Source organism: Planctobacterium sp. AWM4_229 (genome assembly GCF_056160305.1).
Genome location: NZ_JBSWWX010000002.1, coordinates 36,059 through 60,627 on the forward strand (window position 1 = coordinate 36,059; position 24,569 = coordinate 60,627).

At 46.5% G+C, this 24,569-nt stretch carries 20 protein-coding genes; 12 read left to right on the forward strand and 8 right to left on the reverse strand.

Going from position 1 to position 24,569, the window contains the following annotated elements; all coding sequences use genetic code 11:
- The first annotated feature begins 18 nt into the window (after positions 1 to 18).
- The 4 genes from ACXAGP_RS03470 (at position 19) to ACXAGP_RS03485 (ending at position 5,172) form a co-directional block, all read left to right on the forward strand.
- Positions 19 to 1,713: a Mur ligase family protein gene (locus ACXAGP_RS03470; RefSeq protein ID WP_475259546.1), complete on the forward strand. Its 1,695-nt coding sequence runs from the start codon at positions 19 to 21 to the stop codon at positions 1,711 to 1,713.
- A 189-nt stretch (positions 1,714 to 1,902) separates the two neighbouring features.
- Positions 1,903 to 3,471, forward strand: a complete 1,569-nt coding sequence (locus tag ACXAGP_RS03475) for an AbgT family transporter (protein ID WP_475260241.1) — start codon at positions 1,903 to 1,905, stop codon at positions 3,469 to 3,471.
- A 102-nt stretch (positions 3,472 to 3,573) separates the two neighbouring features.
- Positions 3,574 to 4,659, forward strand: a complete 1,086-nt coding sequence (gene hemH / locus ACXAGP_RS03480) for a ferrochelatase (RefSeq protein ID WP_475259547.1) — start codon at positions 3,574 to 3,576, stop codon at positions 4,657 to 4,659.
- Positions 4,660 to 4,698: 39 nt separating this feature from the next.
- Positions 4,699 to 5,172, forward strand: a complete 474-nt coding sequence (locus ACXAGP_RS03485; protein ID WP_475259548.1) for a DUF2721 domain-containing protein — start codon at positions 4,699 to 4,701, stop codon at positions 5,170 to 5,172.
- Between the two features lie 36 nt (positions 5,173 to 5,208).
- Here the strand turns inward: ACXAGP_RS03485 and ACXAGP_RS03490 are convergent, their stop codons facing one another.
- Positions 5,209 to 5,784, reverse strand: a complete 576-nt coding sequence (locus ACXAGP_RS03490) for a hypothetical protein (RefSeq protein ID WP_475259550.1) — start codon at positions 5,782 to 5,784, stop codon at positions 5,209 to 5,211.
- On the reverse strand, positions 5,777 to 6,265 hold the full coding sequence (locus ACXAGP_RS03495; protein ID WP_475259551.1) for an RNA polymerase sigma factor: 489 nt from the start codon (positions 6,263 to 6,265) through the stop codon (positions 5,777 to 5,779). The genes ACXAGP_RS03490 and ACXAGP_RS03495 overlap by 8 nt, the downstream gene beginning before the upstream one ends.
- A 154-nt stretch (positions 6,266 to 6,419) precedes the next feature.
- On the opposite strand from ACXAGP_RS03495, the gene ACXAGP_RS03500 reads away from it, so the two are divergent.
- Positions 6,420 to 6,668, forward strand: a complete 249-nt coding sequence (locus ACXAGP_RS03500) for a hypothetical protein (protein ID WP_475259552.1) — start codon at positions 6,420 to 6,422, stop codon at positions 6,666 to 6,668.
- A gap of 100 nt (positions 6,669 to 6,768) precedes the next feature.
- A complete protein-coding gene (locus ACXAGP_RS03505) occupies positions 6,769 to 7,851 on the forward strand; it encodes a methyl-accepting chemotaxis protein (protein WP_475259553.1) in 1,083 nt (360 codons plus the stop codon).
- Positions 7,852 to 7,902: 51 nt separating this feature from the next.
- Here ACXAGP_RS03505 and ACXAGP_RS03510 read toward each other — a convergent pair whose 3' ends face one another.
- From ACXAGP_RS03510 to proB, 4 genes are all read right to left on the reverse strand, one after another.
- Positions 7,903 to 11,607, reverse strand: coding sequence for an FG-GAP repeat domain-containing protein (locus ACXAGP_RS03510; RefSeq protein ID WP_475259555.1), 3,705 nt, complete (start codon positions 11,605 to 11,607; stop codon positions 7,903 to 7,905).
- Positions 11,608 to 11,796: 189 nt separating this feature from the next.
- Positions 11,797 to 12,699, reverse strand: coding sequence for a DMT family transporter (locus ACXAGP_RS03515; RefSeq protein ID WP_475259556.1), 903 nt, complete (start codon positions 12,697 to 12,699; stop codon positions 11,797 to 11,799).
- A gap of 99 nt (positions 12,700 to 12,798) precedes the next feature.
- The gene (locus ACXAGP_RS03520; protein WP_475259557.1) at positions 12,799 to 14,049 is read right to left on the reverse strand and encodes a glutamate-5-semialdehyde dehydrogenase; all 1,251 of its coding nucleotides are present in this window, start codon (positions 14,047 to 14,049) and stop codon (positions 12,799 to 12,801) included.
- Positions 14,050 to 14,067: 18 nt separating this feature from the next.
- Positions 14,068 to 15,168, reverse strand: a complete 1,101-nt coding sequence (proB, locus tag ACXAGP_RS03525) for a glutamate 5-kinase (RefSeq protein WP_475259558.1) — start codon at positions 15,166 to 15,168, stop codon at positions 14,068 to 14,070.
- A 245-nt stretch (positions 15,169 to 15,413) separates the two neighbouring features.
- On the opposite strand from proB, the gene ACXAGP_RS03530 reads away from it, so the two are divergent.
- From ACXAGP_RS03530 to ACXAGP_RS03540, 3 genes are all read left to right on the forward strand, one after another.
- Positions 15,414 to 17,867, forward strand: a complete 2,454-nt coding sequence (locus tag ACXAGP_RS03530) for a M1 family metallopeptidase (protein ID WP_475259560.1) — start codon at positions 15,414 to 15,416, stop codon at positions 17,865 to 17,867.
- Between the two features lie 16 nt (positions 17,868 to 17,883).
- On the forward strand, positions 17,884 to 18,381 hold the full coding sequence (locus ACXAGP_RS03535; protein ID WP_475259561.1) for a DUF6702 family protein: 498 nt from the start codon (positions 17,884 to 17,886) through the stop codon (positions 18,379 to 18,381).
- 200 nt (positions 18,382 to 18,581) lie between these two features.
- A complete protein-coding gene (locus tag ACXAGP_RS03540) occupies positions 18,582 to 19,583 on the forward strand; it encodes a substrate-binding domain-containing protein (RefSeq protein WP_475259562.1) in 1,002 nt (333 codons plus the stop codon).
- 6 nt (positions 19,584 to 19,589) lie between these two features.
- Here the strand turns inward: ACXAGP_RS03540 and ACXAGP_RS03545 are convergent, their stop codons facing one another.
- A complete protein-coding gene (locus ACXAGP_RS03545; RefSeq protein ID WP_475259563.1) occupies positions 19,590 to 20,972 on the reverse strand; it encodes an aminotransferase-like domain-containing protein in 1,383 nt (460 codons plus the stop codon).
- A gap of 147 nt (positions 20,973 to 21,119) precedes the next feature.
- On the opposite strand from ACXAGP_RS03545, the gene ACXAGP_RS03550 reads away from it, so the two are divergent.
- Positions 21,120 to 22,514, forward strand: a complete 1,395-nt coding sequence (locus ACXAGP_RS03550; protein WP_475259565.1) for a pyridoxal phosphate-dependent decarboxylase family protein — start codon at positions 21,120 to 21,122, stop codon at positions 22,512 to 22,514.
- A gap of 21 nt (positions 22,515 to 22,535) precedes the next feature.
- On the opposite strand, the gene ACXAGP_RS03555 is transcribed toward ACXAGP_RS03550, so the two are convergent.
- Complete coding sequence (locus ACXAGP_RS03555; protein ID WP_475259567.1) at positions 22,536 to 22,838, reverse strand: DUF6482 family protein; 303 nt, start codon at positions 22,836 to 22,838, stop codon at positions 22,536 to 22,538.
- A 258-nt stretch (positions 22,839 to 23,096) separates the two neighbouring features.
- Between ACXAGP_RS03555 and ACXAGP_RS03560 the strand changes: the two genes are divergently transcribed.
- Together ACXAGP_RS03560 and ACXAGP_RS03565 are read left to right on the forward strand one after the other, a co-directional pair.
- Positions 23,097 to 23,945 (forward strand): DUF3014 domain-containing protein, encoded by an 849-nt coding sequence (locus ACXAGP_RS03560; protein ID WP_475259568.1) that lies wholly within the window; start codon positions 23,097 to 23,099, stop codon positions 23,943 to 23,945.
- 12 nt (positions 23,946 to 23,957) lie between these two features.
- A complete protein-coding gene (locus ACXAGP_RS03565) occupies positions 23,958 to 24,503 on the forward strand; it encodes a DUF1285 domain-containing protein (RefSeq protein WP_475259569.1) in 546 nt (181 codons plus the stop codon).
- The last annotated feature ends 66 nt before the right edge of the window (positions 24,504 to 24,569 follow it).

Here is a 24,569-nt window from a genome sequence, read left to right on the forward strand (position 1 = left end):
GAACCGGACGAACAGACTATGAAACTGGAACTGGACGAATCACGCCGTTTAACAGGTCCCAATTTACTCTGGGACTATCCCGGCGCGATTATTGATGTGTTTGTAGATGATGTGGACAAACATCAGGTGGCGCAAACCTGGCAAAACCAGGCAAAATCCCTGTGTGATGAATTAGGTTGGGCAGACGCACAAAGCACCTACCGTGTTCATACCCATGGCATCAGCATGGCCATAAGCGCCCCGATGGACGCATTGTATAGCGCCTGTGAATTGGCACAGCACGCTTGGGAAATGGTGGTGGCTGAGTTGCGCAAAGAAGAGTCCCCTGACAAAGATGCAATCATCGCCAAGCTCAAAGAAGAATTACAGCGTGAAGTGAACCCCAAACTGTTGCAGATAATGCAGGCCGCTCAGGAAAAAGGGGTCACCTGCATCACTGATGACGACTATCTGTCCTTGGGCATGGGTCATACCGTGGATACCTGGGGAGTGAGAGACTTACCCGATATCGATTCCATCTCTTGGTTAAAATATCAGGATGTGCCACTGGCTTTTATTACTGGTACCAATGGTAAGTCCACCAGCGTGCGACTTGCCGCTCAAATCGCAAAATGTGCCGGACTCAGTGCCGGCGTCACTTCTACTGACTTTATTAAAGTAGGCGAGCATATCATTGACACTGGAGATTATTCTGGCCCCGGTGGTGCACGCATGCTGGTGCGAGACTCCCGCACTGAAATCGCCTTTTTAGAAGTGGCCCGTGGCGGTATTTTGCGCCGCGGCTTACCAGTAAACCGTGTCGATGCGGCACTTATCACCAATGTGGCCGCCGATCATTTGGGACAATACGGTATCGATACCGTAGAGGAATTATCCGAGGCCAAATTTGTCGTGGCCAAAGGTCTGGATACTACAGGCACATTGGTGCTCAACGCCGACAACGAATTATCAGTAGCACAATCGCAACACCACAAGAGCACTATCTGCTGGTTTAGCGAGTCAGAAAATAACTATCTGGTGCAGGAAAACTTAAGTAAGGGTGAACCTGCGGTATTCAGTCATCGCGGCGATCTTGTGTACTTTAATGGTAAAACCCTGGACAGATTGTGTGCCATTGACAGTATCCCCATGACATTTGGCGGACACGCTCACCACAACGTCCAAAATGCCCTTGGCGTAATCGGTTTGTGTTTTGCTTTGGGTTTTGAGCGCCAACATATCATTGCAGGCTTACAGCAATTTGCCAGTGATGCCCAAGATAATCCGGGACGCGGCAATCTGTACGACATCAATGAGGCAAAATACATCGTTGATTTTGCCCATAATGAGCACAGCATGAAAGCGGTAGTGGCCATGGCCAGTAAAATCCCGGCGACGCAGCGCATCGTAATGTTTGGTCATGCCGGTGATCGTAGCGATGCCGAAATACAGCATTTAACAGAAGCCGTTGCCGGGCTAGACGCTGATATTTACATCACTTCTGAAGTGGGTAAGTACTTGCGTGGTAGAGAGCCCGGCGAAGTGCCTGGGCTGTCAAAACACTTTCTGATGCAAACGGGTATCAAGGAAGAGAAAGTTCTGTTTTGCGCCTCACCATTAGCCGGTGCCCAAATGGCGCTGGAGATGGCCACTCCCGGCACTGTGGTATTGCTCTTTACTCTCTGCGATAGAGAGGCCGTGCAAGAATTGCTGGAACAACAACCTAAAGTGTAAACAAATCGCCAGTTTCCATGGCGGAAAAACTATGGAAACTGGACTCAGCTTGCAAAAATGCTTACTCTCGTTGCCTAAAATTAAAAGAGTAACGATCACGCCCATCGGCGTGACCAGCTACGAGGATGAGTTTTGAGTACATCTAACGACACCACTCAAGCGGAAAATAATAATCAAAAGCCGTCAGGCATCGCCGCTGAGTCACAATCGGGCTTGTTTTCCCGATTTTTAGCCACTGTTGAATGGCTGGGGAACCTGCTCCCCCACCCTGTTACGTTATTCGCCATGTTCGCCCTGTTTATCGTGTTGTTGAGCGGTATATTGGGCTATTTCGATGTCAGCGTTTTGGATCCCCGTCCTGAGGGAGCCAAAGGCCGTGAAGCCGATGGCGTCATCGAAGTTATTTCACTGATGAATGCCGAAGGCCTGCAGCGTATTGTCACCGGCCTTGTTACTAACTTTACCGGGTTTGCGCCATTGGGCACCGTATTGGTTGCGCTTCTTGGCGTATCAGTTGCAGAGCACAGTGGTCTACTGCAAACGGCGATGCGTTCCATGGTAGTCAATGCCTCACCCAGAATGGTTACTGTGGTGGTGGTTTTTGCCGGTATTATTTCCAACACCGCTTCTGAATTAGGTTACGTGGTGCTGATCCCATTAGCCGCCATGATATTCCACTCTTTGGGCCGACACCCCTTGGCTGGACTGGCGGCCGCCTTTGCGGGTGTATCAGGTGGATACAGTGCCAATCTGTTGTTAGGCACGGTGGACCCGCTGCTGTCGGGGATAACCGAAGCCGCGGCCCACATGATAGATCCCGAGTATACTGTAGGCCCTGAAGTGAACTGGTACTTTATGTTTGTCTCCACCTTTGTGGTGGCTTTCATGGGCGCCTTCGTCACCGAAAAAATTGTTGAACCACGTTTGGGTAAATACGATCCCAGTGAAGCGGCTGTAGAACTTGAACAACCGAAGATTGAAAAGCCAACAGCACAAGAAAAGAAAGCCTTAAAAATGGCAGGATTGGCATTTTTGGGTCTGTGCGTTTTGTTAGCGCTAACTATCGTTCCGGAAGACGGTATATTGCGCCATCCTGAAACGGGTGCGGTGGCAGGTTCACCATTTTTAAAAGGCATTGTTGCCTTTATCTTTATCACATTTGCCGTCCCTGGTTTTGTTTATGGCCGTGTCGCCGGTACCATGAAAAACGATAAAGATGTGATCAATGCCATGGCCAAAAGCATGAGTTCACTAGGTTTGTATATCACCCTGGTATTTTTTGCGGCGCAATTTGTGGCCTTCTTCAAATGGACAAACTTAGGAACTGTACTGGCAGTTAAAGGCGCAGCCTTCTTGCAGGCAGCTGGATTAGACGGCCCGTCTATTTTCATTCTGTTTATCTTAATGTGTGGCCTAGTAAACCTGTCTTTGGGCAGTGCTTCGGCACAATGGGCGGTAACTGCACCGATTTTTGTCCCCATGTTGATGCTCGTTGGTTATGCACCAGAAGTTATCCAGGCGGCTTATCGCATCGGTGATTCCACTACCAACCTCATTACACCGATGATGAGTTATTTTGGTTTGATATTAGCCGTTGCAGCTCGCTACAAAAAAGACCTGGGGATGGGGACATTGATCGCCACTATGCTGCCCTACTCCTTAGTTTACATCGTTGGCTGGACCGCCCTGTTTTATATTTGGGTATTCTTACTAGGTATGCCGGTGGGACCAGGCGCCGCCACCTACTACAATCCATAAACGACAAAGACGAAGGCAATGCCTTCGTCTTTTTTCATAAAAGGCAAAACCAAAGCGCTGCCGATTGCGTATCGCTTTTAGACCGTTAGTTATGAATCTGAAATGAAGTATAAAAACAGCCAGCACTTTAACCACGCCCAACAAGATAAAACAGGTGTATTGATCACCAACCTTGGAACACCTGATGCACCCACTAAAAAAGCGCTCAAACCTTATCTAAAAGAGTTCTTATCCGACCCAAGAGTGGTGGAAGTACCCCGCCTGATCTGGTGGAGTATATTGAATCTCGTCATTCTCAATATTCGTCCTGCCCGAAGTGCCAAAGCCTATGAGACGGTCTGGACTGAGCAGGGTTCGCCACTGATGCAACACACCCAAAATCAATGTGCCGCATTGGAAAAAGTGCTAGGCGAAAAATACGGTGATAACGTTGTTATTGACTATGCCATGCGTTACGGCAACCCTTCAATTTCCTCGGTAATGGACAAAATGTTCCAGCAAGGGGTGCGTAAACTCCTGGTACTACCACTCTACCCACAGTACTGCGCTTCCACTACAGGCAGTACCTTTGACGCCATTGCACAAGACTTTACCCAACGGCGCTGGCTCCCGGATTTCAAATTTATCAGTCATTATCACGATAACCCTGACTATATCGCTGCCGTGGCGGAAAAGATCAAGGCCCACTGGCAAAAGCACGGTAAGGCTGACAAATTGTTGTTTTCTTACCATGGTATCCCGAAACGCTATCTTACTAACGGTGATCCTTATCACTGTGAATGCTACAAAACCTCACGTTTAATCGCAGAGTACCTGGAGTTAGATAAAGATCAGTACATGACCACCTTTCAGTCTCGTTTTGGCCGGGAAGAGTGGCTTAAACCCTACACAGATCACACGCTTCAAGCCCTACCCAAAGAAGGGGTAGAGTCGGTGCAGGTAGTGTGCCCCGGCTTTTCTTCAGATTGCCTGGAAACCATTGAAGAAATTGGTGAGGAAAATCGTGACTACTTCCTCGAAGCGGGCGGCAAGCGCTATGAATACATCCCTTGTCTCAATAGCGATGACGTTCATATTCAGTTACTTGCACAAATGATAGAGTCAGAACTGGAAACCTGGCGCCCTAAACCTCCACAAGATTTAACGAAACGTCAGGAGCGTGCGAAAGCATTGGGAGCCGAACAATAACTGAGCAAATGCCAATTTTAAGATAAACAAAGAGAGACAATGTCAGGTCAAGTATTAGAAATCATCCACATAGGCCAAGTCATCCAGGCCGCTGTTGCGCCTGTATTTCTGATCACCGGCATCGCGGCGTTACTGGGCGTCGCGTCTAATCGCTTAATGCGTGTCATGGACAGGGCACGCGAATTAGAAAACAGCTTACAAGATGCCAAAGATGTCGCGCTGAAAAAGGTCCAATCGGAAGAGCTGCGTTACCTGTGGAAACGCATCTCATTGATCAATAAAGCATTTAGCCTCTATACCCTAACCGCACTTTTATTGTGTGTAGTGATAACCACCCTGTTTGTCAGTCACATCTACACCATTCAGCTGTCACTGATGATATCCATCACCTTTATCTGCGCATTAGCAGTGTTAATACTAGCCCTGTTGTTTTCTCTCAGGGAAATATTGCTTACGACTCGCTCATTAAAAATACGGTTAAAGCTGCGGAAGCTAAAGATACCCGAAGATTGAAGCTCATCCGGTCTCTTCGCAACAACAGTCTAAAGTTTAGCCCTCTTCTTTTACCGACTGATAGCGCTTCAGCAACTTACCATTCTTGTTAATTTCATAATGCGCCCACCAACCCATTAACAACGACATAACTGCAATCAGGCCGGTTCCTTTGAGTACCTTTATCAGGTACTCAAAAGGCACAGGTTGATAATAAAAGTAATAAGCGATTGACCATACTGAGAAAAACAGAGCAATAAATATCCCCATCCAGATACACATTCTGGCAATACAGATATTATTAATTTTCTGTTGTATTAAACGACTCAGGTATTCGTTAGTGGGCACGTTTGAGCGCAAGCTGGCCACACGTAAACGCAAGCTCCAAGGTGTTACCACGATAATCAGCACTAAAAACACCCCCAGCCAGATCTGACGAAACAAATTGTCTTCGGTTTGCAGGAAATAGCCACACATAATGACACCGGCTAATAAACCAATGACATCTGACAAGGCCCACAACCACTGCTTGCGACGGTTTTTCTTCCACAGTACTTTTAACTCTTTGAGATCGATGCTTTGCACCGGCTGGCTTTGCCACAAATTGGATAATGGATCGTTTTGATTATTCATTGTGTAACACCTCAGATAAGTGTTTTCTGATGCGGTTAATAGTCACACCAACGTTGGACTGGCTGACACCACATATTTCAGCAATTTCGTTGTATTGCATACCTTCGAGATAGAGGGTAATCAGTTGTCTGTGTTTCAAAGGCAATTTGCGCACTTCCGCCAGCAAAGTATCCAGCATCAATTGCTGTTCTGCCTCAAGAGGCTTTGAGGCAATTGGCATAGCGTCTTCAATTAATGAATCTGCTTTGGGCCGTTTACTCTCTGCCAGTACGTGCTGAACACAGCGATTGTGGGCAATTTTAAGCACGTAAGTTTTTAACTGAGCATCGCCACGAAAACTCGCCAGCGCCTGCCATACGTGGAGCGCAATTTCCTGGGTCAACTCCTGGCGCATTGCCAGGTTGCTCTCATAGCTTCCCGCTAATCGGCTAAACAGCGGACCATAATCCTGCAATACTTGTTCGATATGTACTTGGTCCATGCCGCGCTTAATTTGTTTCAGATACAGGCCTTAGTATGCAAGGCAGCAATTTTATTACAAAACTCAAAAAATAAATTTTTTTGTTTTGTTTGTAACAAATCAAGCGGGGTGAACACTATTAACTTCAAAATCCTAAACAACCCTGGAGTTAATCATGGACTTATTAATTTTTACCCTGTTATTTGTTGGCATATTAGTCCTGTGTATTTTCGGTTACTGGTTGGACAGAAGATACAATATGCAAATTGTGAAATGGATGAATATGGAAGTTTCCTCGCCCTTCAAAGAAACAGCGCACAAACCCTCTGACGACTATCAGCAACTAAAAACGCGCATTGAAAATCTGGAGAAAATTGTTATCGACCACAAATGGGAGTTAAATCAAAAAATTAAAAATCTATGATCTGATCCAATGATTTTAGGCACCACATAAAATTGTGTTTATACAAATCTGGCTAAATTGAGCTATCTTTAAATACTTTCGCAACAATCGAGATTTTTTAATGCTGGTACTCAAATCCTCCTATGACGAACTTGCCCATGACAAAGCGCGCCTGAATAAAGACCTGACGGCAGCGCTGGATGAAAACGAGTCACTGCGTCGAGAGCTGGAGGAACTTAAATCAGATCTTGCTACTGGAGCTATTCAAACCCAGGAAAATCATCAAGACAGTATGCTGCGCTCAGCGCTTGATTGCATCGGTCAGGTAGAGGGGATCAGAGAAACAGTGTTAGCTTCGTTTGAGCGAATCGACACTGAGAGCCAATCGGTTACTGAAATCAATGACCTATTCGATGTCGCCAGCGGTGCTCTGAATAATATCGTATCAGGCATGGCAGGGCTCACTGGCAAGATGTCGAATATGACTACCAACATTAGCGGCCTGTCAGAAATGGCCGACAACATAAACTCCTTTGTTACGACAATATCCTCTATCTCTGATCAAACCAATCTGTTGGCCCTCAATGCCGCGATCGAAGCCGCCAGAGCCGGAGATGCAGGTAGAGGATTCAGCGTGGTAGCGGATGAGGTACGCTCACTTGCCAACAATACCAGCGAATCAGCCAATGAAGTTGCCGATTTAGTAAGACAAATCATCAGCTCGACGAATGAGACCGTTACTACGGTTGATGATATTCAGAGTAACAATCAATCTCTGGCTGAAGGCGTGGAAAAGCTCAATGAGTTTTACGGCACCATAGTTGAGCAAACCAACCAAATGAAAAATGCGATTCAGGATGCAGCTATTCGCTCTTTTATCCAAACCGTAAAGTTAGATCATATCGTCTGGAAGGGAGATATCTATGCCATCGCCTTCGGTACCAGCAACAAAACCAGCACTGATATGGCTGATCAGGCCTCCTGTCGGCTGGGGCGCTGGATGACGGGCATGGGACGAGAAAAGTACGGGAATGTTCAGGCATTTCAGCGACTGGACCGTCCGCACCGCGAGCTGCATGAAAACGGCGTAAAAGCCCTTGAATATCTTAAAAAAGACGATAAACAGGGCGCCTCAGCCCATATGCAAAAAATGGAAGACGCCAGCCGGGAAATCATGCAGTGCCTGGATGATATCATCCGCTAAATGAGCAATCAGCAACGATTAATCAAGGGGTTTTGTAGCGCAGTTTCATACTTAACAGTCACATAATCCATCAACCAATCGCATTAGTTCCGATACGGGTGATGCCACCGGAAATAGCCAAGGTGCAACGGTAAGCTGCAACACTGAGTCGTCTCCTTGAGCACTGGAATACATGATATCAATGGCGCCCGTATTTTCGTGGTACACAGCCGGGTCGCTTAGCCCGTCGCCATTGTAATCAGCGACGATAGGTAGAGCATCTGAAGCATTGTCAAAAAGCTTTTCAACAACCTCGCCCGTGTCTGACAATCTTATAATGAACCGGCTCGCACTTGCTCGCCAAACAGCCAGATCAGCAATACCATCTCCATCAAAATCTGCTGGTACCGGAAGGTCCTCTTCCGCTAACCCCAGACGGATCCGCTGGATATTATCATCGCGGTCACTATTGTAATTGCTACCGCTGGAATTGTTCACGTACCAGGTTTTATCTTCAGGACGACGAAACGCGACATCGTCTTTACCGTCGCCATCAAAATCTCCGGTAACAGGTATATCCGTGCTGCGCAGCCCAAATTTCACTTCGATTATTTCACCATTACTGGACTGGCGAATGATCCAGAGGCGAAGTGAAGGTCTTCTCACGGCTAAATCGGCAATACCGTCACCATCATAGTCGGCAACCACCGGAATATCTTCTTCTGCGAGACCAAAGCGAATGCGCTGAATACCATCCAGACGTTCACTGCCAAAATTACTGCCGCTGGAATTTAAAATGTACCACATTTTTGTGGCGGGCCTTCTAACCGCAATATCAACGATACCATCACCGTCATAATCAGCAGGCACCGGAATATCGGTCTCCCGCAAACCAAACTGAACGTCGCGAATTTGTTCTTCTGACGATTGATAAATCGTCCACGAGCGTTGATAGGGGTCTCGTAGCGCAATGTCGGCCACTCCATCCCCGTCAAAATCCTGATTAATTGCCTCTCTGGCACCATTAATCTCCAGTCGAATTAAGGCAGATTCTACATGCTGTCCCTGCTGATTCACTGTGCCCGGTAAGAACAGATCTCCGGCAAAGGCTTCCAGAAACAGCATATAATGAACGTCAGTCGGTACAAATGTACTATAACCAAATTTCACTAGTGGCTGAGCAACCCCGCCTTGCCAAAGCTGCATGTCGCTAATCTGCCCCTGATAAGTCGACTGCCTATAACTGATAAAATAAACCTCACCACTCAGCTCTGCGATTTTAAACAAAGCAGGTACAGTGGCATCATCTGCGTCATCGTCACTCTCAAGCGTCGCCAGATGGTTCAAAAGGGTTAATTGCTCTTCAGCTGGATTGTACTGCCAAACCCCATAGTTACTTTCTTCATCTTGCCCGGCATAATAAAATTTGCCATTGAGCCATGCCCAGTCGTCTTTAAATCGCACGGGACTCACTTGCTGCAGCTGATTTTGCTCATTATTTACCTGCCAGAGGCTGGTGCGGCGAAATCCGTCCACAAAACCTTCTTCTTTTACTACAAGCAATTGTGACTCTGCTGGTAACAGGTGATGACCACATCCTAGCTGCTCAAAATCCTCGGTTTCTGGGTTGTAACGCATTACATCCCCCCACCGAGAAAAATAAAGGTTGCCTTTAAATGCAACACCCTCAACCATTTTGCTTTTCTGGCATCCCTGTATGGGTGACGTCTCAATCTGATGATATTCTCTGGCAGTTCTGTCCCAACGCCACAATCCGTAATAAAAATCCACATCCCGGAATAAATACAGATTGTTTTCATCAACCCAGGCGACCTGGCCATCACCCCAAAACAAAGAGTTAGTTTCAGTTGTTTGCAGGTCGTAGGAAAATATCTGCGAGACATTACTGCGACTTCTGTGTCTGAAATACACCTTGTTGCCGGAATGTTGGAACAGCGACAGTTGCAGCCCCCTGTCCCGCGCAATCTGATTCAGGTCTTCCATTGGCACAATACTGTCGTCGCGGCTGTCCAGTCGAAAGTAATTCTTGGTGCCATCAACCGGCACACTAAAGAACAAATACTGATTGATGGCTTTTTCCAGCAGAAACTCTTTATGATACGGTGAAATTATGGCTTCGGAATTAAAATCCAGAAGTTCAGGCTCTCCCGTTTGGCCAAGCCGCCATAAACCTTGTCCTTCGGTTCCGGAATCGGCAACGAAGTAAAATTTGTCATCAACAGTGATGCCTTCATTTACATTTGAAGCTTTAAATCGGGTTGCCTGAATGTCGGTGAGTTGTTGCCCCACCAGATCTTGGTCGACCCGCCAGAGCTGCTCATTGGCATAAGATGTACCACCAACAGTGATTATCTCATTGTCCAAAAGGAACATGCCACGACAACTCAAAGATTGGCCGCCATAGTCAATGGTGCGCATTGTATTTGTCTTCAGGTCCAAGGCCTTATTACACGCCTCAGATCTACCCCAAGTGTACCTGCGCGGCTCAAAGAACAATAAATCGTCTTTAATTTTTACGCCATCAGCGGACGGCTTATCACCGAGGTAAGTAAACTGACTATCCGATACGTCGTCGGCAAGGTTAAAACTATATACCGAGTCAGATCGCCAGGAGAAGTACAGGTGTTGCTCAGAGACATACAGGTTATTAATAGGATTGTATGCACACCAACTTTGGGTGCCAATGTGAAACTCGGCATCAGTAATTTGCACCTTATCCCCGCTGGCTAAATCATAGCGCCAGATATGATAGCCAGGACGCTCACCACCCACCTGGTTGAACCCCGAGGTATCCTCAATATTGACGTAAAAAACGTAATTCCCTGAGGTGCCTAACAGTGTCTCTCGCTTGTAAGAAGGCGAGTCATCACCATCGCAATCAAAGTTAAAAAACAAGTCGGTTATTTTAGAAAGGCTGTTTTCATTGACATCCAGGGACCATAGCTCTCCCTCGAACTCAAGGTCAGGTGTGCTATTGGTGGTATCCACATAAAGGCGGTTTTGCGCTACTTTAATCAATCGCGGACTGGTTCTTCCCGAATTCGGTGCCAGTAATTCGTCGAGTGTTGTAAGAGCATTAAACTGGTTTTGAGTTTGATCGTATTGCCAAAAGTGCGTGTCACCCTCTGATGAGTTGGCGATAAAATAAAAAGCAGTCTCACCAAACTCAAAATCACTAAAAGAACCACTTAATGCTTCCTGGCTGGCACTGCCTGCTAATGAGAGCGCATCATTCTCCGAATCTACCAACCAGATTGAATCCGTTGAATCCGCATCACGGCTGTGCATAAACAGTTGCTGATTAAACTGAAATAACCAACGAGTACGCTCTGGCTCACCCTCCACAACTGATACACATTCACAACCTGAATCATAGCTCCAGAGCTTTTGAACACCAATGCCATCCTCGGCCAGGAAATAGACTTTGTCACCTATCATCTCAATATCTGAAAACTCTGAATAGGGTAAGTCCGGTCCCGAAAAGGTCACTTTGTGATAATCGTTCGTCTCTTTATCTAACTGCCACAACCAGTTACTACTGGAAGAGCGGTAGTCATCAGAGTACTCAAGAGCAATAAAAAACACCGCCTGCTCGTTGGATGCCACATCCGTGATGAAAAAATTGGCATCCTCAGATTGTGAGTTCAGTTGATAAAAGGTGGAGTCTATTTTCGCGCCCGCGGAAAAAGAAAACTGAAGAATCAGGCAAGTAAATAAAAATAGTGAGGCCTTAAACATTGGATGATTGGTAAGCATTGGCAAAACTCCTTTTTAAAATTCTTGCGCAAAATTGACGAATCTGCCGAGAATAAACGTTCCATTTTGCAAACTCAGTGACATGGATATGACGTCAATCAGCGTAGTATTATTCCCTGAAAGAGGAATTTTTTCACTATAATGCGCTAAATGTGCTCAACAAAGCAGCATGCCTCGAAGATTTACTCTCTAATGCGAATTCGCTGTTTCCACCCTTTTGAATTTGAGCTTATCCATGGCAATAGCATTACCGATAAGAATAGCAACCACTCCCAGCAGCCCCATAATGCTCCATTGATAGTTTTCAAATAAGGTGGATATCACCAGTGCCACCACCGGATATACCAAGATCACGTTAGAAGACTTATCTGCCCCCAGATTTTTCACCAGTTTCATGTAAGCGCCAAACGCCAAAACTGAACCAAATAGCGCAAGATAGGCCAATGCCAACCAATAGCTACTGGCCTCAGGCAAAACAAAGGGTTCATCAGTGTACAGCGCATAGCCAAAAGTAAACAGCAGACTGTAACTCATGGCCCAAAAATTAAATTGCACCACGGGCACCTCTTTAGAGAGGGCGTTTTCCGATATCACATTACCCACTGCTGCAAAAAAGAAGGATATGGCGGCGAAAATTAATCCAAGGGTTAAACCTGTTGACTCAGTTAACCCTTTCATTTCCGGGGAAAACAGTAAATACAAGCCAAACGCACTGATAGCGGCCCCAATAACCACTTCCATACGCACCGGTTTTCCCAACATAAAGCGCCGTAGAAAAATAGTAAAATACACCACACTGACGCTAAACACTGCCAATAAGGCACTCACAATAAATTGCTGGCTCAAATACAAAAATACATAATCCAGGGTATAGAGACTGAATCCCGCCCCCAGCATTTTGACGTGAGCCCGCCAGCTAAACTTCATGTTCAGCTTATGCCAGATACACCAAGCTCCTAACAACAGTGCCGCACAGCAAAAGCGCAAGCCCACCGAATAAATCAGTGACATCTCACTGTGTTGAAAGGTAATTGCGAACCAGGTTGTGCCCCAGATAAAGGCACACAAACAAAATAACAATCCATTAGACATTGGACATCCCTTAGTTATAACGGATTAAACTAACTGCATCTTAATCCGGCCCTGACCTGATTTTGTCAGTATTGAAAAATGCTCCATTGCGCAACAGGATCAACTGCGTATTTCACCGTCTCCCTGTACCACGAACTTTTCAGTAGTGAGTGATTCTGCTCCCATTGGCCCATAAGCATGCAACTTACTGGTGGAAATACCGATCTCAGCACCTAAGCCCAGTTCGCCGCCATCGGAAAAGCGTGAAGAAGCATTTACCATCACCACTGAGGAGTTGATCTCGCGTACAAATCGTTTAGCTCTCGAGATATCTTGAGTCACGATAACTTCAGTGTGCCCTGAGCCATAATTAGCAATGTGTTCAACGGCATCTTCAAAATCGTTCACCATTTTAATGGCAATTTCTAAGGCCAGATATTCGGCATGCCAATCTTCTTCAGTGGCCAATTCTGCAGCAGGCAAATAGGTTTTACTTTGCTCACAGGCGTGTGCTTTAACCCCGTGTTTAGCAAACAATTCGGCTACCATCGGCATAAATGAAGGGGCGATGTCCTTGTGTACCAGGAGTGTTTCAAGGGCATTACACACACCGGTGCGCTGGGTTTTGCCATTTTCCAGAATCGCGATGGCTTTTTGCAAGTCAGCCGCCGCATCCACAAAGAGATGACACACGCCTTTAAAATGCTGAATAACCGGGATACGGCTATTTTCGGTAACAAAGCGGATCAGCCCCTCTCCCCCGCGAGGAATAATAAGATCGATGTCTTCACTCAAAGTCAATAATTCATTCATAATGGCGCGGTCAGGGTCGGGAATAACCGTCACTGCAGCCGCGGGGATTTGTTGCTGAGCAAACGCGCGATGAATACAGCTGGCTAAAGCCAGATTGGAGTGCAGCGCTTCTTTTCCGCCACGTAAGATCACCGCATTACCGGCTTTAAAACACAATGCGGCGGCATCAATGGTTACGTTAGGACGTGATTCGTACACCATCGCAATAACCCCAAGTGGAATGCGCATTTTAGTTACTTCGATGCCTGATGGAAGCTTCCTGGACCCAGCGGTACTGCCCACCGGATCTGGTTGGGCGGCGATTTCCCGCACCGCTTCAGCAATAGCTTGTAGACGAGCTGAATCCAACTTGAGTCGATCTAACATTGCTGCACTCAAGCCGCTTTCTTCGCCTTGTTGCAAGTCTTTGATATTGGCTTCCAAGATAGTGCCTTCTGAGCGGTTGATCTCATCGGCAATAGCCAATAGTGCGTCGGCTTTCTGCTTGTCTGTGAGTTTAGCGGTATCTCGGGCAGCAAGCTTTGCGTCTTTTGCGGCTTGAGCTACGGAAAATGTCATACTACACCTGTAAATTAATTAGCGATAAAGAATAAGGTCGTCTCTGTGAATTACCGCTTCACCTAAGGTAAAGCCCAACAAAGACTGAATTTGTTGGCTATTGCGCCCGGCAATCAATTTCATTTCTTCAGCACTATAAAGTGCTAATCCTTTGGCAATAACCTGCCCCTGATGCTGCACGTTAACGGCTTCGCCGGGACTAAACTGTCCGGTAACCGCATTAATCCCGGACGGTAACAAGGATGCCCCCTTGTGCAACAGCGCATTCGCGGCACCGTCATCAATTTCCACAGAACCTTTGGCACTCAGGGTATGACGCAACCACTGGGAACGGGCTTTTTCCTGGGATGCGGCGGCGCGAAATAAGGTTCCCGGACAGTGCCCTTGTAATAGCGCATCAAACGTTTTGGAGTCACGACCATTGACAATCAAGGTCTGAATACCACTTTGAGCGCATTTTTCTGCTGCCTGTAATTTGGTCACCATACCGCCTGTGCCCACTGAGGTGCCTGCTCCCCCTGCCAGGGCATGAATTTCAGGTGATATCTGAGCCACCTCGGGGATTAATTGTGCCTCGGGATGTTTACGAGGATCCGCATCGTATAAACCATCAATATCAGAACAGACAATCAAGGTATCTGCCTGAGCCACCAATGCAGTGTAAGCGCCCAGATTATCGTTGTCCCCCACCTTAATTTCATTTACAGCGACGCTGTCATTTTCATTTACGATGGGCAAGGCCTGATGCTGCAATAGTTCCCGCAAGGTATTTTTGATATTCACATAACGAGTACGATCTCTGAGATCGTCATAGGTCAATAAAATCTGAGCACAGGGAAAATCAAAAAAGCGCGCCCAATTTGCCATCATTTGTGATTGTCCGATAGCAGCCATCGCTTGTTTTTCAGCAATAGTAGGCTGATGGGTAACCGGGATCTGGCTGCGCCCAGCTGCCACACTGCCAGAAGAAACCAATACCACTTCTTTACCTTGCTGGCGACTTTCGGTAATGAACTTGGCAATTGCTAATAAGTATTGGGCACTACAACGCTGTCCGTCAGGCGCGATTAGTGCGCTGCCAATTTTAATTACGGCACGTTGCCACTGAAATTCAGTCATAAGCCTGTTAAACACATAAATAGATGAAACTGAGGATGCTGGCAGATTGGCAAAAAAGCCGCGCTAAAACAAGCGCTAAATGGTTATTACTCATAGCTGTTTTAATGAAGGCCGGTGATGGCTGCAGCATCTGATATTCTTAACTTACGTGGAATTCCCCTGGTACGATTACAAAACAAGGGGACTTATGTTATAAAGTCACAGACTATTAGCAATCATTCTGATAAACCCGCCAGGAACAATTAATGAAAACACGTACGCTACTTGCCCTTGCATCGTCGTTGCTGCTTAGCATCGGTGTGGCTCAGGCTGCTATCAAGCAGACCAAAGGGGATTTTGAAGACAAATTCAGACAACTGGATGAATCGCTACCAACACCCAATGTTTATCGCAACGCCGCTGGCGAGCCAGGCCATCAATACTGGCAGCAAAAAGTAGACTACAAAATTAACATTGCCTTGGACGAAGACAAGCGCCGTGTTACCGCATCAGAAGAGATTGTTTACACTAACAACTCTCCTGACACACTGAAATACTTGTGGGTTTATCTGGATCAAAACCGCTTTAAAGATGACTCCATGGCACGCATGACACAAACCTTTGGTGGTGTTGGTACGCGTGGCCCTGTCACCAATTCAGCGTCTGGCTCCAAACCCGCTAAAATGACCATGGATTTCTTGCGTCAGCAGCAAGCTTTTGCCGATCGTCCACTGGGTTTTGATATCAGTAATGTTAAAGATGGCAAAGGTAACGCCCTGAAACACACAATCGTGGGCACGCTGATGCGTATCGACCTGAAGCAGCCTTTGAAACCTGGCCAAAGCACCGAGTTTTCACTGGATTTTGCCTTCAATGTACTGGAAGAAAATGCCGTATCGGCGCGTTCTGGCTTTGAACATTTCCCCGATGACGAGCGTAAAGGCGGCAACGATATCTTCCTTTTTGCTCAATGGTTTCCGCGCTTGGCGGCCTACACAGATTACGAAGCCTGGACCAACAAAGAGTTCCTTGGTCGCGGTGAATTCACCTTGGAGTTTGGTGATTACGAAGTAGAAATGACAGTACCGGCCGATCATATTGTCTCTTCAACCGGTGTGCTGCAAAACCCCAAAGACGTACTTACGAAAGAGCAAAGAAAGCGTCTGAAAGACGCCGAAAATGCCAAGCGTCCAGTGTTTGTTGTCACCGCTGAAGAAGCGCTGGAAAACGAAAAAGAAGGCACAGACAAACAAAAAACCTGGCGCTTTAAAGCACAGAACGTGCGCGACTTCGCCTGGGCCACTTCCCGTAAGTTTATGTGGGACGCCAAAGGCTATGATCAGGGTGGTGATGACCAGCCGTTTGTTATGGCTATGTCCTTTTATCCCAAAGAAGGTGGTGACCTGTGGAAAAAGTATTCCACTGAATCCGTCATCCACACCATGGAAGTATACTCACGTTTCTCCTTCGACTACCCCTATCCTACAGCGCAATCTGTAAATGGTCCGGTAGGGGGTATGGAATACCCCATGATCACCTTTAACGGACCTCGTACTACCTTGCAAGATGACGGTTCGCGCACCTATACGCTGGCGGAAAAACGCTTCCTGATTGGCGTCGTTATTCATGAAATCGGGCACATTTACTTTCCAATGACGGTAAACAGTGACGAACGTCAATGGACCTGGATGGATGAAGGCATCAACAGCTTCCTTGACGGCGTAGCCGGACAAGAATGGGATCCAGACATTCCTTGGGGTGTTGAACCACGCGACATAACTGGCTACATGAAGAGTAGCAATCAGGTGCCAATCATGACGCAATCTGACAGCATTTTGCAGTTTGGTCCCAATGCTTATACCAAACCAGCTGCCGCATACAAAATCTTACGAGAAACCATTTTAGGCCGTGAATTATTTGATTTCGCATTGCGCGAATACGCACAGCGCTGGAAATTTAAACGCCCTACACCATCGGATTTTTTCCGCACTCTGGAAGAGGCCAGTGGTGTTGATTTAGATTGGTTCTGGCGCGGTTGGTTTTACACCACAGATCATGTTGATATCTCCATCGACAAAGTATCCAAGCTACGCATAGATACAGAAGATCCTGATATTGACTTTGATCGCGATCGCCAGGAAGAACTGGATAAGCCCATGCCGGTTACCGTTGAGCGTAACATGCAAGAAGGCAAAACCTGGGTAGAGCGCAATCCTGACATCCGTGATTTTTACGACGAAAATGATCGCTGGACAGTCACTAACAAAGAGCGCAATGCCTACAAGAAATTCCTCGATGGACTGGAAGACTGGGAGCGCAAAGCTTTTGAACGGGCAGTCAGTGAAGATCACAACTACTACGTGATGGAATTCAGCAACATCGGCGGTCTGGTAATGCCTATCATCATTGAAGCCACCTACAATGATGGCACTAAAGAGCGCCTCTATTATCCGGCTGAGATTTGGCGTCGTAGTCCGAAACAGGTACAAAAATTGTTGGTCACTCCCAAAGAGAAAGAACTGGTTAGCATTGAAGTGGATCCTCGCTGGGAAACTGCCGATGTGGATGTGAACAACAACCACTACCCACGCAAAATCATCGAGTCGCGTATCGAAGCTTACAAAGCCAAAAAACGCACTGGAAACGCCCGTCGTGATATCATGCAAGATATCAAAACAGAACTGAAAACTGACGACGAAGACAAAGAAGAGCAAAAATAAGGAGTCGCGTTAAACAATGCGCAAACTCGCTATTTTGATCATACTAGGCGCCTTTATGGCGCCTTCTTTTGGTCACCAAATAAAATCCGCTATTACCACTGTATTATTTAATCACAACAGTAATCATCTGGAAGTCATGCATCGCTTTTATCTGCACGATGCCGAGCATGCGGTGAGTGTTTTAGGGGATGGCAAAGCGGATATTCTCAGTAACCCCGAAACCCAACAACGTTTCATGGATTATGTGGTTCAGCGTTTCGAGCTGAAAATAAACGATGGGCCCGTGGCTCTGAATAACATAGGCTATGAAATCGACGGCAAGTTTCTCTGGGTATATCAAGACACGCCATTACCTGCTCAGGTAGAAAAAATCGCAGTACAGCACAGTGCTTTACAAGATATCTGGTCAGAACAAATCAACACCGTTAATATCGAGGGTGATGCTGAAGGCAACAAAGCCATTAATACCCTGACATTCAGAGAGTCAGCAAAGCTATTGGAAGTAGAGTTTTAAACACGGTTTGCAAGATTTGGCTGTCTGATGGAACAGATAGCCAGATATGCCAATGTGCTACAAAATCTTCCTTATTTCAAATCTCTACCACTGGCGGTTTACGCAGAACCAGAAAGCACCTAAACTTTGATTTCTGTGTCAGCAAATTTTGATGGCAAAGACAATCAAAAACTCAAAGCGATTTAAGGATTATCAGCTTTATGTTTGCCAGGATATCACTAAAGCTAGCGTTACTTTCTCTGACCGCACTGATAGGGACCTGGTCTGCCGACACATGGGCGCAATTCAAGATTGCCGTTGTCGGTAAAACCAAGAACGACAGTTTTTATGTCCAGTCTTTTGAAGGTTGTAAGCAGTTTGCTGAACAAAAATCCGATCTCACCTGTATTTATGATGGCCCACAAGACTACCAGGATATACGTACTCAGGTATTGGTTATCAACGAATTGCTGACTAAAAATATCGATGGCCTGCTGGTTTCTACAACTGATTCCAAACACCTGGTGGATGGCGTACTCAAATCAATGCTGCCCGACATTCCGGTGATCACTTTCGACTCTGATCTATTACCCGAACATGAGAAATATCGGCTGACCTATGTCGGCACGGATAATTTTGCCTTTGGAGTTGCTTTGGGTGAATACGCCAAGCTATTTAAAACCAGTCCAGAACAGCAAATTTGCATTCAATCAGGATTTGATTCGACGCCTAACCTCAATGACCGCATCGCCGGAGTCAGACATGCCCTATCAGGGCAGTCGATGCAGCGCTTAATGGGGCATAATGGCTGGACAGAGTATCGCAGATGCCCACTCTACAGCTTGGGAAAACGCGACGTCGCCTTGTACCAACTGACGAAGATTCTGGAGGCTGAAAACGCGCCTATTTTCCTGGCTGTTGCGGGGTTTGCTCAATTTAACCCTGATTACATCGCCACCATGAAAAAACACAAAGACGCCATCCTGAAACAACACAAGGTGATCGTTTCTGCCGATACTGAACCCCTACAGTTAGAGGCATTGGGGGCGGGATTGTCTACCGTAAATATTGGCCAAAATCCCCACGAAATGGGACGTTTAGGGGCCGAGTTGATGTATGAGTATCTAAAGAACGGAAAAGCCCCAGAGCAGTCCCATTATTACCTTGGATTTCACTACTGTCGCAGCGATAACTACCAAGAATGTACCCAGGCAGAGAATTAGTTTGGCTTATTTTGCCATCTGTTCTTGCAGTAACTGAGTCAAAAGCGTCAGTTCTTGTTGTCGCTCATTATCCAGTGGCCAACCACAATTTAATCTGAAGTATTCCCCATAAAAATCTCGGGTGCTGAACAATCCGCCGGGCCGAATAAACACCTCTTTGTCACTCAGTTTTTGGGCGAGTTCGATACTGTCTAATCCCGGATAATGACACCACAACACCATACCGCCCTCAGGCTGGGAAAAAGATGCGTTGGTTCTTAATTGATTGCGCAAGAACTGACGATACTCTCGTATTTGCTGACTTATACTTATCTGCAATCTTCGGATATGCTTGCGATAGTTGCCACTGGCGACAAAATCTGCCAACACTAACTGCAATGGCATATTAACCCCCAACGACTCAATGCGGCGCAAATCCTCCATGGCTCTATAAAATCGGCCTGGTAAGCACCAACCAATTCGATACGATGCACACAGTGTTTTTGAAAAGGAACTGCACCACAGCACATAGCCTTCGTTATCCCAATATTTGATGGGTAACGGCAGACCACCTGAAAAACTCAATTCCTGATAAACATCATCCTCAATTACCGGGAAAGAATAGCGATTGGCCAGTTTAGCGATCGCAGCTTTGTGTTCATTGCTAAACTGATGACCAAGTGGATTTTGAAAGTTAGCTGTGAGTAAAAGCGCCGAGGCTCGCCCTTCTTCCAGGATGCTTTCAAGGCGCAGCAGATCGATGCCATTGGTGGTACTGGGGATCTCCAATATTTTGCGATTAAGACTTTTCAAAATAGCCAACAATCCAGGAAAACAAGGCGATGCGACCACAACCGTATCTTCTGGCTTCGTAGTAACCTGCAGAGCCATTCTGACGCTGTCCAGGCAGCCGTGGCCGACAATAATTTCGTCACTGGTAAACTTAAAACCCTGCTCTGAATAATGCCCAGCCAGAGCCCTGCGCAAACTTTCATGGCCAGTGACAGCACCATAGTGCAATTGGTGAAGGCGCGCATTTTTAAACACGCGACTGGCAGATTTAGCTAACTCAGCTTGCGGTAATAGTGACTGCGACAATTGCGCAGTCGCCAAGGGGTGCTGACTCACAGCAAAGTTTTGTTTTGCCCCTTGGGAGATAACAGGGACAAAGTCAGTTAAGGGAATACGAGCAATATCTAACACAGGTTTTTGGGCGTAATAGCCAGAGCGAGGCCGACTAATGGCATATCCCCGCTCTATGAGCAGATTGTAACAATTAAGCGCTGTAGTCATGCTCACCTGATGCTGGCGACTAAAATCTCGCACCGATTGCAACTTGTTACCGGGGGAGAGTTTGCCAGTATCAATATCTGACATTACTTTGCTGGCCAACTGTTTGTATTGGATCATGGGCTGTTTCATTCATTGAATTACAAAGCAACAGTAATTTAACGTCTGAGAACAGCATCTGTATACTTTTTATTTGTTATTTTTGTATCTGCTATCTTTTTTGCAATGAACTTATGATGCGCTGCATACATTATATTGGGGAACACGATGACTGATTTAATCTCTACTTATTCACAACCCGACACAGAAGACTGGCAACAAATTCTTTCGGAATTTCAGCACAGAGCAACACAATGGCTGCATGAACTGGAAAACCAGCCAGTTGCCACGCTAAATGCGACATTATCTCAATCTCCATTACCCAAACAGGGTGCTGGCAGCGAAGTCGCCATCAATACAGTGCACTCGGAGTTGGTGCCGCAAATGTCTGCCAGTCGCGGACCGCGCTATTGGGGTTTTGTCACCGGCGGAGCTACGCCTGTCGCCACGTATGCGGATTGGTTAGTTTCTTTGTTGGATCAAAATGTCTCGAAAGACGGCGACTCAATCGCATCACAGGTGGAACGTCAAGCAATACAATGGTTAGTAGAGCTGTTTGATTTACCCGCAAGTTTTACCGGGCTGTGCACAACCGGAGCAACAGCTTCAAATTTTCTGGCAGCTGTCACCGCGCGACAATTTGCCGGTACACAACAAGATATTGATGTGGCCAAACAAGGCATGACTGGACTCGATGTTGAGGTTTTCAGTGCCTGTCCTCACGCCAGCATGACAAAAACCTTAGGACTGGCGGGTTTTGGCCAGAACAATATTACGCAAGTAGAAACCCTCGAAAACTCAGAAGCCATAAGCCCACAGGATCTGGCGCAAAAACTGAAACAAAGCAAGGCGAAGAGCAAGATCGTGATTAGCTCTGCTGCCACGGTAACTGGCACCAGTTTTGATGATTTGCGGCAAATTACAGCGCTGTGTCAGCAACACCAGGCATGGCTGCATGTGGATGCCGCCTTTGGCATCTTCGCTCGTTTAATCCCCGGTATGGAGCAACGCACCGCCGGACTGGAGTATGCAGACTCCATCACCCTCGATGGACACAAATGGTTAAATGTGCCCTATGATTGCGGCATGTTCCTGACCCGACATCAAAAGTTACTCAAAGACAGCTGTCACGTGGCTGCCCCCTATTTAGTGCAGTCTGGTGACGAACCCGATTTTATGTCATTGGGTGTGGAGAACTCACGTCGCTTCCGGGCTTTACCAGTGTGGATGACACTTTATGCGTATGGTAAATCGGGCATCAGGTCATGGGTAAAAAAGAATTGTCGACAGGCAAAAACACTTGCGCAATTTATTGATGCCAGTGCGCAATGGAAGTTGGTTTACCCATGCGATCTGAACGTGGTACTGTTTCGTCCATCGCATGACGATGTGGACTGTAACAACGTATTGCAGCGCATCAACGCCAGAGGAAAAGTATTTTTTAGTCCGGGGAAATGGCAAGGGCAGGCGATTATCAGAGCCGCTTTTAGCAACTGGCAAACCGAAGACAGTGATGTGGCCATTGCTATCAAGGAGCTACAAACCATTGCTGAAGACCTTTGACAACCGCAAAACCTATACTGGCTATGCTTTATTCTGTGTAAACGGCAGCGGCAGTACCATTTGATTGGTGGCCCTGGGTGGGTTGCCAATCATTTCATCATAAGGTGACTCGTGCACCAGTTCAGCGTATTGAACCTCGCATTCGCAAAACATTTCTTTGATTTGCGCTACGCTGTTAAAGCGCTGTGGGCGCCCGTCTGAGGCTCTTATCAGCCCGCTAAAATTCCACTGTTGGATTTCCACCAGGTAGATATTCATCTCGAAAGATAAAACCCTTAGCCTTTCAATCGGTGCTGTACTGTTCAGAAGTTGTTCCAGCTGCATGTTCACCGTACCAGTTACTATTATTTGCTATATGTGCTTACGAAACTGCTGACGCTTTGGTTTATCCCACTGAAAATAAGTTCAGTTTAAATTAATTTTACTAATGTCATGATTTAGCTTGAAAAACTCATTGCCAGACCAAACTTCTGAGCTATGGCAATAGAGTTTTTCCGTGCAAAATCAGGCGGTTTGCATTATTTTTATAGGTAATGACCTATTGCTCCGTTTGACGCAACAAAACAGGAAACCGGTACCGTTATGACAGACAGCGACTCTTCTCAAAATGTGTCGAAATCCCCTATGGTTCATGTGGCAATAGCCGCAGGTGTTATTATCTTATTATTGGTCGTTTATTTGGTTTTCTCGGGATCCGAAGAAGAGCCAGTGCCTGCTCAGCCTGTAGAACTACCTATTGTCACAGAGCCCGACCCAGAGCCGGTTACTTTGCCAGAGCCAACTCCCGAGCCAGAAGAAGTATTACCACCCGATCCCGTGCCTATGCCAGAGCCAACTCCTGAGCCGGAGCCAGAACCCATAGATATCAGTGATGCCGCAGTCAAGACAGCCATCGTAGGTCTTGCAGAAATGCCCACCGTAGCCCGCTTTTTGGTGGACGAAGACCTGTTACGTCGCTTTGTGGTATTTACCGAGAATCTGGCCAATGAAGAACTTGCCACAAATCACCACTTGTTGCGCGCACCTGAAAACAGCTTCAGGGTGTATCGCCAGGCCGGTAAAGAATGGATTGATTCCTCCAGTTACCAGCGCTACAGCGGCTATGTGAATGCCTTTGATAGTATCGAAGCAAAAGATTTGTTGAACTTGTATGAAGTGTACAAGCCCACTATTAATGAGATCTTTGCCGAAATCGGCAATCCGGATGACGATTTTGATTACCGCCTTGTGGATGCTATTGACCACCTGCTTGATACACCTGAAATACCAGTACCGGTTGAAGTCTACACCGACAGTGTAATGTACAAATATCGCATCGACCAAATCGAAGATTTGAGTTCACCACAGAAACAGCTGTTGCGCACCGGTCCTGAGAACATGCGAGTGCTCAAGGCCAAATTGCGAGAAATTAAAGCGCTGCTGGAGCAATAAGGTCGCTGCTATATGGACCTTGCTGCACTGCAAAACAGCCTGCACAAGGAGGGAGAAAACCCTCCTGTAGACAAGTGGGATCCGGCATTTTGCGGTGATATTGACCTGGCAATTAAGCAAAATGGTCAGTGGTTTTACATGGGCTCTCCCATCGGCCGTTTACCCTTGGTGAAACTGTTTGCTTCGGTGCTTAAGCGGGAGCAAGCCAACTATTTTTTGGTAACCCCCGTAGAAAAAGTCGGTATTCAAGTTGAAGACGTGCCTTTTGTAATAACCGAATGGCATAGGGAAAAAGACTTCTTGGTTTTACAAACCTCCTTGGGCGATAAACTGGTTGCCAGTCCCGACAATCCCGTAGAACTCAGATTCAATCAAGAACAGCAAACCTGGCTGCCTTACGTTCTCGTGCGCAGAAACCTTTGGGCGCGATTTCATCAAAATGTCTATTACCAGTTGGTAGAATTCGGTGTCGAAAGTAAACACAATATCGATGGAAAAAGCACAGATATACTGCAAGTTTTCAGCGGTACTTACCCTGTTGCTTTGGGATACCTTTAAAACCAATAAGTTAGCAGTGCATCGACGGTAAAAACCATATAGCATGAAGCAATATCAATCAGGGAC

Coding starts and splice junctions, on each gene's coding strand:
- ACXAGP_RS03470 (WP_475259546.1), top strand. CDS start 19: ATGAAACTGGAACTGGACGAATCACGCCGTTTAACAGGTCCCAATTTA.
- hemH (WP_475259547.1), top strand. CDS start 3,574: ATGAAGTATAAAAACAGCCAGCACTTTAACCACGCCCAACAAGATAAA.
- ACXAGP_RS03485 (WP_475259548.1), top strand. CDS start 4,699: ATGTCAGGTCAAGTATTAGAAATCATCCACATAGGCCAAGTCATCCAG.
- ACXAGP_RS03490 (WP_475259550.1), bottom strand. CDS start 5,784: ATGAATAATCAAAACGATCCATTATCCAATTTGTGGCAAAGCCAGCCG.
- ACXAGP_RS03495 (WP_475259551.1), bottom strand. CDS start 6,265: ATGGACCAAGTACATATCGAACAAGTATTGCAGGATTATGGTCCGCTG.
- ACXAGP_RS03500 (WP_475259552.1), top strand. CDS start 6,420: ATGGACTTATTAATTTTTACCCTGTTATTTGTTGGCATATTAGTCCTG.
- ACXAGP_RS03505 (WP_475259553.1), top strand. CDS start 6,769: ATGCTGGTACTCAAATCCTCCTATGACGAACTTGCCCATGACAAAGCG.
- ACXAGP_RS03510 (WP_475259555.1), bottom strand. CDS start 11,607: ATGCTTACCAATCATCCAATGTTTAAGGCCTCACTATTTTTATTTACT.
- ACXAGP_RS03515 (WP_475259556.1), bottom strand. CDS start 12,699: ATGTCTAATGGATTGTTATTTTGTTTGTGTGCCTTTATCTGGGGCACA.
- ACXAGP_RS03520 (WP_475259557.1), bottom strand. CDS start 14,049: ATGACATTTTCCGTAGCTCAAGCCGCAAAAGACGCAAAGCTTGCTGCC.
- proB (WP_475259558.1), bottom strand. CDS start 15,168: ATGACTGAATTTCAGTGGCAACGTGCCGTAATTAAAATTGGCAGCGCA.
- ACXAGP_RS03530 (WP_475259560.1), top strand. CDS start 15,414: ATGAAAACACGTACGCTACTTGCCCTTGCATCGTCGTTGCTGCTTAGC.
- ACXAGP_RS03535 (WP_475259561.1), top strand. CDS start 17,884: ATGCGCAAACTCGCTATTTTGATCATACTAGGCGCCTTTATGGCGCCT.
- ACXAGP_RS03540 (WP_475259562.1), top strand. CDS start 18,582: ATGTTTGCCAGGATATCACTAAAGCTAGCGTTACTTTCTCTGACCGCA.
- ACXAGP_RS03545 (WP_475259563.1), bottom strand. CDS start 20,972: ATGATCCAATACAAACAGTTGGCCAGCAAAGTAATGTCAGATATTGAT.
- ACXAGP_RS03550 (WP_475259565.1), top strand. CDS start 21,120: ATGACTGATTTAATCTCTACTTATTCACAACCCGACACAGAAGACTGG.
- ACXAGP_RS03555 (WP_475259567.1), bottom strand. CDS start 22,838: ATGCAGCTGGAACAACTTCTGAACAGTACAGCACCGATTGAAAGGCTA.
- ACXAGP_RS03560 (WP_475259568.1), top strand. CDS start 23,097: ATGACAGACAGCGACTCTTCTCAAAATGTGTCGAAATCCCCTATGGTT.
- ACXAGP_RS03565 (WP_475259569.1), top strand. CDS start 23,958: ATGGACCTTGCTGCACTGCAAAACAGCCTGCACAAGGAGGGAGAAAAC.